The 14,035-nt window shown below is 60.5% G+C and carries 9 protein-coding genes; 4 read left to right on the forward strand and 5 right to left on the reverse strand.

The window, feature by feature from the left end:
- Positions 1-25 precede the first annotated feature (25 nt).
- Both ACUZ9P_RS04735 and ACUZ9P_RS04740 read left to right on the forward strand, forming a co-directional pair.
- Positions 26-1,714, forward strand: a complete 1,689-nt coding sequence (locus ACUZ9P_RS04735; protein ID WP_449248835.1) for a cytidine 5'-phosphate N-acetylneuraminic acid synthetase — start codon at positions 26-28, stop codon at positions 1,712-1,714.
- A 22-nt stretch (positions 1,715-1,736) separates the two neighbouring features.
- Positions 1,737-2,423: a cytidylyltransferase domain-containing protein gene (locus ACUZ9P_RS04740; RefSeq protein WP_449248836.1), complete on the forward strand. Its 687-nt coding sequence runs from the start codon at positions 1,737-1,739 to the stop codon at positions 2,421-2,423.
- A 243-nt stretch (positions 2,424-2,666) separates the two neighbouring features.
- On the opposite strand, the gene ACUZ9P_RS04745 is transcribed toward ACUZ9P_RS04740, so the two are convergent.
- From ACUZ9P_RS04745 to ACUZ9P_RS04765, 5 genes are all read right to left on the reverse strand, one after another.
- On the reverse strand, positions 2,667-4,082 hold the full coding sequence (locus ACUZ9P_RS04745; protein WP_449248837.1) for a phospholipase D-like domain-containing protein: 1,416 nt from the start codon (positions 4,080-4,082) through the stop codon (positions 2,667-2,669).
- Between the two features lie 149 nt (positions 4,083-4,231).
- The gene (locus ACUZ9P_RS04750) at positions 4,232-4,654 is read right to left on the reverse strand and encodes a universal stress protein (RefSeq protein ID WP_449248838.1); all 423 of its coding nucleotides are present in this window, start codon (positions 4,652-4,654) and stop codon (positions 4,232-4,234) included.
- 58 nt (positions 4,655-4,712) lie between these two features.
- Positions 4,713-9,575: a response regulator gene (locus ACUZ9P_RS04755; RefSeq protein WP_449248839.1), complete on the reverse strand. Its 4,863-nt coding sequence runs from the start codon at positions 9,573-9,575 to the stop codon at positions 4,713-4,715.
- A gap of 125 nt (positions 9,576-9,700) precedes the next feature.
- Positions 9,701-10,453: a tetratricopeptide repeat protein gene (locus ACUZ9P_RS04760; RefSeq protein WP_449248840.1), complete on the reverse strand. Its 753-nt coding sequence runs from the start codon at positions 10,451-10,453 to the stop codon at positions 9,701-9,703.
- 102 nt (positions 10,454-10,555) lie between these two features.
- The gene (locus ACUZ9P_RS04765; protein WP_449248841.1) at positions 10,556-11,770 is read right to left on the reverse strand and encodes an MFS transporter; all 1,215 of its coding nucleotides are present in this window, start codon (positions 11,768-11,770) and stop codon (positions 10,556-10,558) included.
- Positions 11,771-11,952: 182 nt separating this feature from the next.
- Between ACUZ9P_RS04765 and ACUZ9P_RS04770 the strand changes: the two genes are divergently transcribed.
- Together ACUZ9P_RS04770 and ACUZ9P_RS04775 are read left to right on the forward strand one after the other, a co-directional pair.
- Positions 11,953-12,399, forward strand: a complete 447-nt coding sequence (locus tag ACUZ9P_RS04770; RefSeq protein WP_298997838.1) for a MarR family winged helix-turn-helix transcriptional regulator — start codon at positions 11,953-11,955, stop codon at positions 12,397-12,399.
- Between the two features lie 96 nt (positions 12,400-12,495).
- The gene (locus ACUZ9P_RS04775) at positions 12,496-13,899 is read left to right on the forward strand and encodes an L-serine ammonia-lyase (RefSeq protein ID WP_449248842.1); all 1,404 of its coding nucleotides are present in this window, start codon (positions 12,496-12,498) and stop codon (positions 13,897-13,899) included.
- The last annotated feature ends 136 nt before the right edge of the window (positions 13,900-14,035 follow it).

Consider the following 14,035-nt stretch of genomic DNA (forward strand, 5'->3'; position numbering starts at 1 on the left):
TCCTTCCGCATAGCAGAGAACACACGTGAAAGAACGCTGCATCGTCATACCTGCCATCAAGAAAAATGCCGTCATTCCTGACCAGCTGGTTAAAAAACTGGCCGGGGTTACGCTTGTGGAACGGGCCGTCAATACCGCGCGCAGCGTCCTGCCCGGCGATGATATTGTTGTGCTGACCGACAGCCAGGAGATTGCGCTCATCTGCGAACGCGCGGGCGTGCGGCACCACTGGAACAAGGATCTGCGGTTCACCAGCCTTGATATCGTTACCGAAATGCGCGGGCTGCTGACAGAGCTTGCGCGGGAATACGAGCACTGCATGATTTTGCGCGCCTCCTGCCCGCTGCTCACCTGGGTGGACGTGGAAGACGCCTGGAAGCGCTTTCGCGAGGCGCAGGCCGATAGCCTGGTGACGGTCAAAAGCATGCGCCAGCGCATCTGGAATGTGCAGGGCGAAGGGCTTGAGAGCCTGCTGGACGAAGACGCCGGGCACGACAGCGAAAAAATGCTGGTGGTGGAAAGCCGCGCGCTGATTATTTTGCGGCTTGCCCTGCTGGACAAGGCCAACGGCCACACTCTTGAGCGCGGCAAGATCGTGCCGTATTTTCTCAACGACAGGGCCATTGAAATTCAGGGCTATCAGGACTGGTGGATTTGCGAGCACCTTTTGCAGCGGCGGCATGTGGTCTTTGTGGTGGCTGGCTGGCCCGCCATCGGCATGGGGCATGTGTTCCGCGCGCTGATGCTGGCGCACGAGATCACCAATCACAAGATCAGCTTTGTCTGCACGCGTGAGAGCGAGTTGGCGGTGGAAAGCATAGCCCGAAAGGACTACAAGATCGTGCGTCAGGGCAACGAGGAGCTGGCAGACACCGTGCTGCGCATGCGGCCCGACCTTGTGGTCAACGATATTCTGAACACCACGGCGGCCTATATGGCGCGTCTGACCACGGCTGGCGTGCGCTGCGTCAACTTTGAGGATGAAGGCCCCGGCGCGGACTGGGCGCGGCTGGTGGTCAACGCCCTGTATGAAGACAGGGACAGCAACGAGCGTCTGCGCTACGGGCCGGATTATTTTTGCCTGCGGGATGAATTCTTGGGCGCGGCGCGTAATCCCTTCCGCCCTGAACTCAGGACAGTGCTCATCACCTTTGGCGGCACGGATCTCAACGACTGCTCGCGCCGGGTGCTGGACATCATCGAACCCATTTGCCGGGCCTACGGCATCCGCATCCGCCTTGTGGCGGGGCCGGGCTATGCCCACAAGGACGCCATGGAGGCGCATCTGGCACGGCTGGATAACCCGCTGGTGGAATTTACCTGGGCCACCAATGTCATGAGCCGCATGATGGAAGGGGCCGACCTCGCCATCTGCTCCGCAGGGCGCACGGTGTACGAACTGGCCCACATGCGGATTCCTTCAATGGTGCTGGCCCACCACGAGCGCGAGGCGCGCCATACCTTTGCCCGCCCCCGCAACGGCTTTGCCTTTGTGGGCATTATGGACAGGGTCAGCGATGCCAAGATTCGCAATGTCTTTCTGGCCATGCTCAAGAATCCCCGGCGCAAACGCTTTTGGGATCGCCAGAACGCCCTTAATTTTACGGCCAACAAGGGACGCGTTGTGGCCCTTATGCAGAATATCCTGCAGGAAGGCCCAGCCAACCCCCAGGTGGTGGAAACTGCCGCCCCCGCAGAACCGCAGCAAGCGTAACCTGCTCCACAAAGGAACACCCATGCGCAAGACCGGCAAGGTTATAGCCATTGTTCAGGCCCGCCTCGGCTCCACGCGGCTCCCCATGAAATCACTGCTCTGTCTGCGTGATGTGCCCGTTATCGACTGGGTAACACGGCGGCTGGCGCAGGCTGCAAAGCTTGACGGCATCATGGTGGCTGTGCCGGATACGCCCCTTGACCGTGTGCTCGTGGAGCATCTGCAAAGGCGCGGCGTACCCTGCGTTGCCGGTTCGGAGGACGATGTTCTGGCGCGGTTCTGCCTTGCGGCCCGCACGGCGGATGCCGGGCGCGTGGTGCGCGTATGCGCCGATAATCCGCTCATCTGGAGCGGGGCCATTGACCGGCTCGTGGATTTTTATGAGCAGGGCGGCTGGGACTATGCCTATAACCATATTCCGCGCAACAATCTCTGGCCCGATGGCCTTGGTGCGGAAATTCTTTCGCGTGAGCTGCTGGAAGAACTGGACGCCAAGGCCGCCCAGACCTCGCAGCGCGAGCACTGCCTCAACTACATCTGGGACAATGCCTCCAGCTTTAAAATAGGCACGTTTGATCCGGAAGAAGACTGGCTGCGCCGCCCCGAACTCAAGCTGGATATGGACAGGCCTGATGACTTTTGCCGTCTGGCGCTCAAGCCCATCCATCCCGACATGGACGCAAGGGATATTGTGCGCGTGTTTGGCTAGAGTCCGTTTCTCAATAATTCTTTTGGCCGATCACTGCGCCATCCAGCATTTTTTACTCCAGTCATGGACAGAAAGCGTCCACTCCTGTCGTAAAAAACACTGTTTTCCTTGTCCTCGGGGCAAAGTCTTTTATTGAGAAACAGCCCCTAGTTTGGTTCAGGGATGCATGCTCAGGCCCTCAAGGTGTTTTTTAGCCCGTAATGTGGGCTGGGAGACTCCTTGAGGGCTTTTTGCGTGGGGTGATTACAGATATGGCGAAAATATCCAGCAGGCGGCATTGCGCAGCTTTACGGGCAGGGGCAGGGCTGCAAGGTAATCCCTGGTGATTTCGCGTCCCGTGATGATGGCCCGGTCTATGTGGGCGGTGATCTGGTCGTGCACGTCCGGGTTGAACACTTCCATGTTCAGCTCAAAGTTCAGGCGCAGGCTGCGGGCGTCGAGATTGGCCGAACCTATCTGTGAATAGTAGCCGTCCACGGCCAGCAGCTTGGTGTGGGCAAAGGGGGGCTGCTGGTACCATACGCGCACGCCTGCTTCCAGCAGGGTGGGCAGCAGGCGGTACTGCGCCCAGTGCACGTAGAAGAGATTGTTTTTTTCAGGCAGCACAACGCGCACGTCCACACCGCGCTGCCCTGCGGAGCGCAGTGCGGAAACCAGCCCGTGCGAGGGCAGAAAGTAGGGCGTCATGATGCGCACGGAGCGCCGGGCCGCATTGATGACGGCGCAGTAGATGTCGTTGAGGATATCCGCCTCGGAGCCGGGGCCGTCCATGATGATGCGGCAGCGGCTTTCGCCGCGCGGCAGGGTGGTGGTTGGCGGCAGGGGGGTGTAGTTATTGGTGCAGAAACCCCAGTTGAGCAAAAATGCGCGGCGCAACTGATCCACAATTGGGCCTTCGCACTGAAAGTGCATGTCCTGCACATACCTGGTCTTGCCTGCGGCGATGTTGTCGTCCGCTATGTTCATACCTCCGGTAAACGCCACGGTGTCGCACACCAGCATTTTGCGGTGGTTGCGCAGGTTGATGCTGAAATTGGGCGGAAACAGGCGCGGCGGCATGAACAGAGCCACGCGCACCCCGCGTTTGGCAAGCTTTTTCCACGGCTTGCGCAGGGAATAGAGCATGCCGATGCCGTCCACCAGCAGGCGGGCGTCCACGCCGCGCTCCGCAGCACGGGCCAGGGCCTCGCCAAAGGCCGTTGCAACCTGGCCTGCGTTGAAAATATAGGTGCAGAGAAAAACGTGATCCTTGGCATTGTCTATGGCAGCAAGCATGGCCGGGTATGCCTGATCGCCGTTGCGCAAAGGGGTGACGGTATTGCCGGTGCTCAGGTGCTGCTCGGTGAGTACACGCCCGATGTGTTCCATGCGGGCTATGCTGTCAGGGATATTTTCCGGTGGAACCTTGGAAAGGGGCGGATGGGCATAATCCGGCTCCAGAGGCTGTTGCCGCCGCATGATGCGGCTGGCCCTGCTTTCTGCTCTGCTGATGCCAAAACAGGCATACAGAATGGGGCCTACGACAGGCAGAAACAGTGCCGTGACAGTCCAGCCCAGGGCCGCGCGGGGGTCGTGTTTGGTCAGCAGGGCATGGCAGACGGCAACCCACGAAAGTATGTGGGCGACCAGGAGGCCCAGTGTTTCAAAAAATAGCAGCATTGTTTTCCCACAGTGAGAGCGCGTCAGCAGTGGGTGCGCGCGGTTAAAGGCCGGGCGGCGAGGGATGTCTGCGTATAAGACGGGCTAGGTGACAGTCAGCCTTCACAAACATTTTTGCGTCGCCACACCCAGAACTGATGGCGCGGTACTTAGCGGCGTATGGCCAGCAGCGGCGTATCGGTATTGCGCAGCACACGTTCTGTTATGGAGCCGAGCAGCATGTCTTGCAGCCCGTCGCGCCCGTCAGTGAACATGATGATAAGGTCTGCATTTTCCTCATGAGCCACGCGAATGATGGTTTCAGCCGTGGTGCCTTCTTCTATGCGGCAGCGCACAGACCCGGCGGGCTTTTCCATTTCCGCCACCACAGTGTTCAGCAGGGTCTGTCCCTTGGCTTTCTGCTCCGCCAGAAGTTCGGCGTGGGCTTCGCCACCGACAATCTGGGGCAGTGGTTCAAAAATGTGCAGGAGGACAATAGCGTCGCTGGCAAGTTTTTTGGCGTGACTCAGGGCAGATTTGGCTCGGCTGAGGCCGTTTTTTCCGCTCACAGGGATCAGAATAGTCTTATACATGGCTTCCCTTGGGTCAAAGGTTATCACAATGCTGGTTGCGCCTGATGACAGCGGCCGCTTAGCGGCGCGGGGTCAGGCCGATGCGGTTGCGTTCAACTGCCACGGCCAGCTCGGGCAGCAGGTCGCGCAGTGCGTTCATGTCATTGGCCTTGGCGGCGCGTTCCACACAGCGGGCCATACGGGCCAGCACGCGGAAGCCAAAGGCATCGGATTCCGAGGCAATGCGGTTGGCAGCATCACCCACCACCGCGCAGCGGCGGTTTTTGAAGCCCTGTTGGGCATCGTCCATGGCGGCATCAAGCCGTGCCACAAGCTGCGGAATAGTTTGGTCCGTTTCACGCGGGGCGGTGGGTTGCACAGGAGCCTGCGGCACAAATGCGGCAGGTTGTGGCTCCACGGTTTTTTGCTCCGCAGGGGCCGTACTATAGCTCTCTGCCTCAGGGGTTTGTGCAGGCGGTGTTTCACCGGAGTGAACGACTTGAGGCGCATGCTGGGCGTTGTCATGCCCATTATGGCGCAGCGCCTCTGCCGCGCCTGCAATGAAATTCATGATGGAATTGCCAGTTGCCTTGCCCTTGAGGTGCGCGGCGGTACGCTGGGGTTCCGCAACGTTGGCAGAAACTCCGGCAGGCGACTCTGCGCCGGACGTGCCAGCAAGTGCTGGGGACTCGGCCTGCATAGTGTCCTGCCGGGGCATGGCCGCCAGATCCGCCATGAGATCTGGCTTGCCGCCGGGCAGTGGCTCGTTGTCTGCCCCAAGGGGGCGGTCGCCAGCGCTGCCCAGCAGTTTGAGAATGAGTCGCCCTGTTGCGGTGCGCGGCATTTCAACCTGGCGGGAACGTCTTTCATCAGCGGAATGCCCGGAATCCTGCTTGGAGTCCTGGTTGACCGCACCGGAGGCATCATCCTGCCTGGCGGGCTTGGTCATGGGCATGGGTTCGCCCACCCATTCCCCAGGGTGCGCGAGGCTGGGGCTGACATAGCTTTTTTCTTCTCTGGCGGGCGCAGCAGGCGGGCGAGCGGCAGACAGGGCATCCCGTGCGGATGTCTGTGGCATGCCTTGCACAAAACCTGACGCAGACTGTGGCGCAGATTGGACCGCAGACTGCGCCGCAGGGCTGGCTGTTTTGATGGGGGTGCCAATGGGCATGGGTTCTCCCACCCATTCATCCTGAAGGCTGTAGGTATCCCATGCGCCCTTGCCAGCAGGCGCGGGAACATCAAAACCCTGTGTGTTGACAGGTGAAAGCGTGGCTTCGCCGGCCCGACCTGTCATGGCCTTGAGAGTGTCGGCGCTTTTGGCAATGGGCTGTTCGTCTGGCTCTGTGGGCAAAACTGGATCCGAAGGCAGGGAAGCCTCAAGAAATTCCGCCGGAGTAACTGTTTCCTTGGTCGCAGGGGTTGGGGCGGAATGCTGTTCCGGCTCGGGCCAGTCAAGCGTTTCAATGGGAGCAGGCGCTTTGTCCGCCGGGGCAGACATTTGCTCCGTTGCTTCCAGAACAGCTGTGGCTGCGGGCGTATCTGTGACGAGTTCCGCCTGTTCCACTGGTGCAGGGGCGGGGTCCGCTTGCTGTGCTGACGCGCCCTCCGCATCGGGTTCCCGTGCGGGTTCAGGCTCCAGCTCGTTCGCCTGCGGGGCAGCAGGGGCTTCTGCCGCCCACAGCGGGCCTTCAAGGCCAGCCGAGGCCATAAATTCAGCGTCAGTGTTGCTCGCCGCCTGCGAGGCTTCCTGCTGCGGGGTAACAGCGTCAGCTTTCTGCGGCTCTTCTGCCGATGGCTCGGGCAAAATCTCCGTAATAATTTCCGGCTGCGCTTCGGGCTGATGCTCTGCATCGTCCTGCATGCTCAGAGGCTCTGACTGGGCCGCATCCGGCAAAATATCCAGCGGTTCAGGCTGCTGAGGCGCAGGTTGCTCTTCTACCGGGGCAGCACCCGCAGGGGCAACGTCGACAGGAGCGGGAACAGCGGCGGCAGGTTCCTCCAGGGAAATTTCTGGAGTGTCCGGCATGGCGACAAGCGCCTGTCCGGCATCCTGTGCAGAGTCCTCGGGGGGCAAAAGATCCGTCAGTTCAATGGGCGCGTCTTCTGCCTGCGGGGAATCTTCCATCATGGGCAGCAGCATGCCAGACTGGTCGGCGGTGCCAAAATTCAGCGATTGCGGGGAAGACAGCAACCCATCATGCGGTAGCGGCATTGTCAGCGGCTGAGAATCCACGGATGCGCCCGTGTCGGGCAGGGCATCCTGCAAGGAGGCGTCGTGGCCGAAGAGATCGGGCAGCTGGTTCTGCTCCTGTGCCTGTACGTTGGGTGCAGCATCGGCAGGCAGGCTCTCGGACTCGGGCGAATTTTCCTCGTGAGCGGGCAGGGGAATATCTTCTTCTGCCGCAGGGACAGGGGCCGATACTGCTGACACAGCCGGTCCATGGTCTGTAAATCCTGCTTCGTCCAGCACTTCCCGCAGGGTAGCGGCAAAGGCTTCCGCGTCCACAGGTTCGAGCAGTGCGTGGGTGTATCCCGTGTCTGCCAGCTCATCCCAGCGGGTATTGTCCTTGGTGACGGCAAGGGCCTTGAATGCGGGCAGCCCGGCCTTGAGGGCTTCGGCCTCAAAGCGCCCCAGAGCGTCCGCCTCTGCGGGGCCGTCGTGGGGGTCCTGAGCCACCAGCATGAGTGCGGGAGCTTCGCGGTTGCATTCCAGCGCTTCGCGTATGCTGCGGGCCTGGGTGTTGTTGCAGCCAAGGGTGGTTATCATGTGGGCCAACGCCTGACGGTCAACGGCGCTTTCGGCCACCACTGTAATGGTGGGCGCGCGCTGTGGTTCCGGCGCGGCTTCTGTTCCGGTTTCGTTCTCCAGCGGCTTCAGGCGCAGGGTAAAGGCAATGGATGTTCCCTGTGGGCCGCATTCCACATTGAGGTAACCGCTGTTGGAACCGGCCAGTTCCCATGCGCGGGTGAGCGCCAGTGATGATCTGTCGCGCGGCGGAATGCCCGCCCCGGTGTCGGTCACAGTAAACAGCAGATGCCCCGGATCGGCGGTTTCGGGCACACGCCGCACAGAAAGGTGCACTGCACCTCTTTTGGTGGCGCGTACGGCGCTTTCAAGCAGCAGCCCGAGGGTTTCGCGCAGGGCGCGGGCCTGCCCCTCATACATGTGCCCCAACAGCGGGGGCATGTACCACGCAAGGCCAATACCCGAGTTCTCGGCGGCGGTGGTCACGGCATCGTGCGCCTCGCGTACAAGGTGTTGCAGGTTGAAAGCTGCGCGCTGTTCGCCAACGCTGGTCTGATCCAGCTCTTTGCCGGGATTGTCAATAATTCTGGCAAGATCGCCAGCCGCGCCAAGCATGTTCTCAGCATACTGGCGCACCGCAGGTGGCAGAGAGCAATGTCCGAGAGCCGCGCCTTCGCGCATGAGGCGATCCAGCGGCGGGCGCAGCAGATTTTCCCATATGCCGGGGTCAACGGCGGAGGCGGATTTTTTCTGGTTTCTGGCAGGCGCTGCAACTGGTTCCAGATCGGAATTGTCAGAAATATCCACCGGCAGGGCGGAAAAGTCAGCGGCGGTTTTGCCTGTGACGGCAGAGGGAGGCAAGAGACGCAGATTGGGGTCGTCCAGCGGGGTATCAAGACTGATGGGGCCATCGTTTGGCCCGGCGCCAAGGCTGGAACTGATCAGCGCTGCATCCAGCGCGGCAGCGTTACGTTTGCTCGCCGCTGCGGATTCGCGCTTTGTGGCCTTGTTGGCTTCTTCGGTTTGGGCAGCATCACGCGGCATGCCTGTTCCGGCAATGAGCAGGGCGCTCAGGGCCGTGCCCCAAAGCGGAGCAGAAGCCAGCAGATTTGCGGCGTAGCCGTAATCAAGCCCCATGACGCCCGCAGCCACAAACAGGGGCGGCACAAGACAGCCCAAAAGAAAACGCCGTGAGCCGCCAAGGCCCATGAGGGCCCCGCCAAGGGCGCTCAGGGTAAAGATCGCCGTGCAGGCAGGCCAGAGGGAAAGAAAACGGATGCTCCAGCTAAAACCGGGGAGGAGCGGCAGCAGGGCCAGTGCCGCTCCCGGCAGGGAAAGCAATATAAACTGGGCGTCCAGCAGGGGGGAGCGGCCCCTCGTACGCATAAGATGACGGCCCACGTGGGGCAGGAGCATGAGCGCCAGACCAGGCGCAAGCACCGCCAGGGCTTGATTCAGGGTTATGCTGCCGGAGCCGTAGGCAGGCATGCCAACTATGCCCTGCGCAAGAGCAACGCCCACGTAAAGCGCTGTCCAGATGCGCCACTGGCCCCTTTCGGAGAGCCCGCGCAAAAGGCACAGCAGCATGACCACGGCAAGAGCCAGCAGGGCGGCAGTGCCTGCAAGGCTGCCCCAGTTGGAGGCGGCGTCCTGCGGGCTGCGCAGCATGGGGGAAAACCAGATGCCCGGCAGGCCGTCCAGGCGAATATAGCAGGCGATCGGGTCGGCCCCCGGCTCGGGCAGCAGCATCACATTGCGGTGGCTCGGGAGAATCTCGCGCCATTCAACGCTGTCTGTCGTTGGGTTGGCGGCAGGTTCGTACAGAACAGGGTCAGCCGGAACATCCGGCCCCATGTCCAGCAGCATGGCCTGCGAGCGCCCCCCTGCGGGCAGAGGGGCCAGGGTAAAGCGCAGCCACATCACTCCGGTGACTCGCGGCAGTTCCTTGACGTTGAGGGGTTTGAACATCTGGCTGTTGGAAGGGGCGGCAGCCTCCTCCACATCCATGGTTCCCGTCACGTCAATAAAGTATTGCAGGTCGGGTAGCAGCGGCGTGCTTGCTGAACGCAACACGGGCGGAATCATGCCGCTGTGCGCCGTGGACGGCGCTCCAATACCTGCGCAGGCTATGCACAAAAAAAGGGCGCAGGCGCGCAGCAACGCACGCGAAATGCCGGAGGGAGTGAGAGTCATGGTCGTTCCGCCTGTATGATCACCGATCTATCTATGGTCATTCCCCCTTCAGGCGCGAATGCGCCTCCAAATCCGATGCAGGGGGCGGTTTGTCGTGCTGGGACGGCTTTTGGCCGCAGCTGTGCCTAGCGCAGGTTTCTGATTACGTCAGAAACGGACTGCCCGTCAGGAGCGCGCGCAGCGGGGTTGGCTGCAAGCAGGCGCTGCCATGCCTTCATGGCGTCGTCCTTGCGCTTGAGGTCGAAGTAAAGCACCACGCCCTCGTTGAACATGGCGTTTTCATGCCGGGGATTGACGCTGGAGGCGCGGCGGAAGCTCGTCACGGCCTTGTCGTATTCGCCAAGCTCGCGGTACATGATGCCAAGGTCGGTCAGCACATCGGCATTGTCAGGGGCAAGAGCCAGCGAACGCTCGTAGGCGCTGGCTGCCTTGCGCGACTGACCGGTGTCAAAATAAAGATTGCCAAGGTCTGTCCAGTTGTTCGCGTCCTTGGGGTTGGCAAGGACATTTTGTTCCATGGAGGCGATTTTGGCTGCCAGCTCGGGCGGAATGGGAGGCTGGTTGTCCTGCTTGGCCTGGCCGGAAGGCTGAGCGGAAGGCTGCCCCGGAGCCTGCGAGGCCGCCTGCGTCTGGCCTGCGGGCGTTTGTTGCGCGGGTTCCTGCGTGAATATTGACGGCACAAGGCTGCCCACATAGACGCCCAGCACAAGGGCAACGGCGATGCCTACAAAAAACACTCCCTTGCTGACCTTGCTGATGCCGTGGGGCTGTTCAGCCTGAGGGGCGGTTTCCCGGGTGGATGTGCTGTCGGCGGGCGCGGAAGGCTGCGCTGCCGTGGGAGTATCTGCGGACTTTTTTGGGGGCTTTTTGTTTGCCATGTATTCCTCGTAGCTTGGGAAATATCTTTATCCATCAGCCTACAACCGGAGGAAAAAAGAGGCAAGCCCGCAGCTTGCGCACCCCTGCGCCATGCCCCCGGTTCAGCGCGCCCATCCACCGTGAACAATGCGGTATATGCCAACTGAAGCCAGAACCACGATGCTCAGGGTCAGATACATGCCGCTGTAGTCCAGTGAAGGAATAAGATGGCCGAATATGTATGGCCCAAGGCCGATGCCAAGGTCAAAGAAGATGTAGAATGTTGTGGTTGCCTGCGCATAGCGCGAGCGTGAAACCAGCGAGAGGGATACCGCCTGCCCCACAGATTGAAAGTTGGCAAAGCCCACGCCCAGCAGCAGGCCCGCGCCCAGCAGCACGGCAGCGCTTTCTGCGCGCGAAAGCACAAACAGGGCCAGAGCCGTGAGCAGCAGGGCAGGGTACAAAATCACGTGTTCGCCGTGCCGGTCAAACAGGCGGCCGCTTTGGGGCCGCGTGAGCAAGGCCGCCCCGGCGTAACACAGAAAAAAAATGCTGGCTGTGCTCGTGAGTCCGTGCTCCGCCGCAAAGGAAGGCAAGAATGCCTGTATGCAGCCATAGCTCGGGCATACGGCAAGAGCCACCAGAGAAAAGCGCACCACTCGCGGGTCAATATAGCTGTACAGGCTCAAGACCGGGCGCGCGGGCTGGCGCATGGGCGGCAGGTTGCGCAAAAAGCAGAAAATTCCCAGACACAGCAAGCTGATGCCCGCATTGAGCAGCATGAGGGTGTGGTATCCGTACCTGAGGGAAAGGAAGATGCCCAAAAATGGCCCGAGGGCCAGCGCCAGTGCGGCACTCATGGTAAAAAGACCTATACCCAGACCATGAAACCGTACAGGAACCACATAGGCCACAATGGCTCCTGTGGCGGTTCCGGCTACGCCTATGCCAAATCCGGCCGCAAAGCGCTGCACAAAAAGCATGGGCAGAGAATCCACCAGAAACAGGCCGCCAATGCTTGCGGTAAACAGCAGCAGGCCCGCAAGCAGGCAGGGTTTACCACCAAATGTGGAGAGCTGGTTGCCTGAAAGGAATCGTCCCACAAGGCAGCCGATGACCATGATGCCCGAGGTCAGCCCTGCTGTGCTCAGACTGGTGCCAAAGGTTTTTTGCACATGGGCCGTGCCGGTGACAAAGATGAGATAGTAGTCCGTCATCAACAACATGTTGATGCAGGTGACAACCAAAAAGTTGCCCCGGCAAATGGCGGCAAAGGTCTCAATGAAACCTGCTTCTGTCTGCTGGGCCGCTGGGCCGTGAAGGTGTTTCCTGGGCATGGCCTGACCTCCATAACAGGGTTCAAGGCAGTTCGTTGCGCACGCAACGATTTATGGCCCCCTGGCCGCGCACTTGTCAAGGCAAGCCCCTCAAGCGTAGCCTTTTTTTGCGGCCTTGCCTGCCGCAATCCATTGGGAGTCGGCTTGCAGAGTCTGCTGACAACCAGCCACAGGAATATGTCATGGAACTTGTCTACAAATGGATCACGCTGGCAAACCGGCATTACTACATGTACCTCAACCGGGCGCTTGCGCCTTTTGGCATCAACAGCAGCCAGTATCTGTTCATTCTCAACCTGTGCCGCGACCCTGGCATCACTCAGGACAAACTGCCCGAACGTATCTGCGTGAACAAAAGCAATGTTGCCCGCACTCTGGCCCAGCTTGAAAAGAAAGGGCTTATCCGGCGGCAGGTTAATCCTGTGGACAAGCGGACGGCGGCGGTTTTTCCCACCGAGCGGGCGCGGGAGCTGTATCCCCAGATAATGGAAGTTATTGCAACATGGGACGATGCCGTGACCAGTGTGCTCAGCGCGCAGGAAAAGGAAAATCTGCTGGAATTTATGCAGCGCGTGGCGGACAAGGCTGCTGCACTGCGCGGGGCAAGCCCTGCTGCCCTCAGAAAGTAGGGCAGTTTTCGCTAAGCGCTTGTGTCTTGCGACCTTTACGGGATATGTTGCGGCAAAGGCATTGCGCCTTGACATGCGGTTTGCGGGAGGAGCGTCATGCTCAGCGTTTTTGATCTGTTCAAGATCGGCATTGGGCCGTCCAGTTCCCATACCATTGGGCCCATGATTGCGGGCAAGGCCTTTGCGGGCGAGCTTGCCGTTTTGGGCATGCTGCCTCTGGTAGGCCGGGTAAAGGTGGAGCTTTACGGTTCGCTGGCGCTTACCGGCGAGGGGCACGGCACCATTGGGGCCGTGCTGGCGGGGCTTGAGGGGGAGGAACCACAAGAGGTGGACATTGTCCATATGGCCCGCCGCACCGCAGATCTGCAAAACAATGCCGATCTGGTGCTCATGTGCGCCTACACCATCCCTTTTAATTTTGAGCGCGATGTATGTCAGCACAAGGGCATATTTTTACCCAAACATTCCAATGCGATGACGCTTTCGGCCTTCAGCGCCGACGGAGCGCTGATATACTCCAAAAATTTCTATTCCATCGGCGGCGGGTTTATCCGCACAGACGATGATTTTGACAGCCCGCGCGAACTGTACGCCACGCCCCCCTATCCGTACGAAAAAGCTTCAGAGCTCTTTGACATCTGCGCCCGCGAAAACAAGACCATCGCGCAGATCGTTATGGCCAACGAAGTATTCTGGCGGTCTGAAAGCGAGGTCAACGAGCGCGTAACGGCCATCACAGACGTCATGCGCGAGGCCGTGGAGCGCGGCTGTTATACGGACGGCGTGCTGCCGGGCGGGTACAATGTGCGCCGCCGCGCGCCCAACCTGCTGCGCAAGGTCAGCGCCCTGCAAGCAGCCGGGCGGCGCGACCTCAGCCTGTGGCCCATGCTCTATGCCTTTGCCGTGGCGGAAGAAAACGCCTCCGGCGGTCGCATTGTGACCGCGCCCACCAATGGCGCGGCGGGCATTGTGCCGGCTGTGCTGCTGTATTATCTGAATTTTTACCCCCACGTGACGGATGACGGCGCGCGTGATTTTTTACTCACTGCCGGGGCCATTGGCCTGTTTTACAAGCTCAATGCGTCCATTTCCGGCGCGGAGGTGGGCTGCCAGGGCGAAGTTGGCGTGGCCTGCTCCATGGCTGCTGGCGCGTACTGTGCGGTTACGGGCGGCAACGTCAAACAGGTGGAAGTGGCGGCGGAGATCGGCATGGAACACAACCTCGGCCTTACCTGCGATCCTGTGGGGGGGCTGGTGCAGATTCCCTGCATCGAGCGCAATGGCGTGGCCGCGGAACGCGCGGTCAACTGCGCCCAGTTGTCGCGGCTGGAAGACGGGCGGCAGCGGGTGATCTCACTGGATGATATCATTGAGGTCATGTACCGCACCGGGCTTGATTTGCAGTCCCGCTACAAAGAAACCTCGCTCGGCGGGCTGGCCGAGGCCGTAGCCAAGGTTATGGAGCGCAAAAAGATGGCGGCGGGGGCATCCGGCAAATAGGTGTAAACGCACTTTTTTCCTTTTGGGAACGAGCTAAGAAAACGCGGCTTTGCAGCCGCGTTTTCTTATTGATGGGTACAAGTGAGTTGAAAATATGATCAACATTTAAGCATTTGCCCGGCGGCAGCTGGAATGG

This window comes from Desulfovibrio intestinivivus (assembly GCF_053570665.1).

Coding starts and splice junctions, on each gene's coding strand:
- ACUZ9P_RS04775 (WP_449248842.1), top strand. CDS start 12,496: ATGCTCAGCGTTTTTGATCTGTTCAAGATCGGCATTGGGCCGTCCAGT.
- ACUZ9P_RS04745 (WP_449248837.1), bottom strand. CDS start 4,082: ATGCTGCTATTTTTTGAAACACTGGGCCTCCTGGTCGCCCACATACTT.
- ACUZ9P_RS04770 (WP_298997838.1), top strand. CDS start 11,953: ATGGAACTTGTCTACAAATGGATCACGCTGGCAAACCGGCATTACTAC.
- ACUZ9P_RS04760 (WP_449248840.1), bottom strand. CDS start 10,453: ATGGCAAACAAAAAGCCCCCAAAAAAGTCCGCAGATACTCCCACGGCA.
- ACUZ9P_RS04750 (WP_449248838.1), bottom strand. CDS start 4,654: ATGTATAAGACTATTCTGATCCCTGTGAGCGGAAAAAACGGCCTCAGC.
- ACUZ9P_RS04765 (WP_449248841.1), bottom strand. CDS start 11,770: ATGCCCAGGAAACACCTTCACGGCCCAGCGGCCCAGCAGACAGAAGCA.
- ACUZ9P_RS04740 (WP_449248836.1), top strand. CDS start 1,737: ATGCGCAAGACCGGCAAGGTTATAGCCATTGTTCAGGCCCGCCTCGGC.
- ACUZ9P_RS04755 (WP_449248839.1), bottom strand. CDS start 9,575: ATGACTCTCACTCCCTCCGGCATTTCGCGTGCGTTGCTGCGCGCCTGC.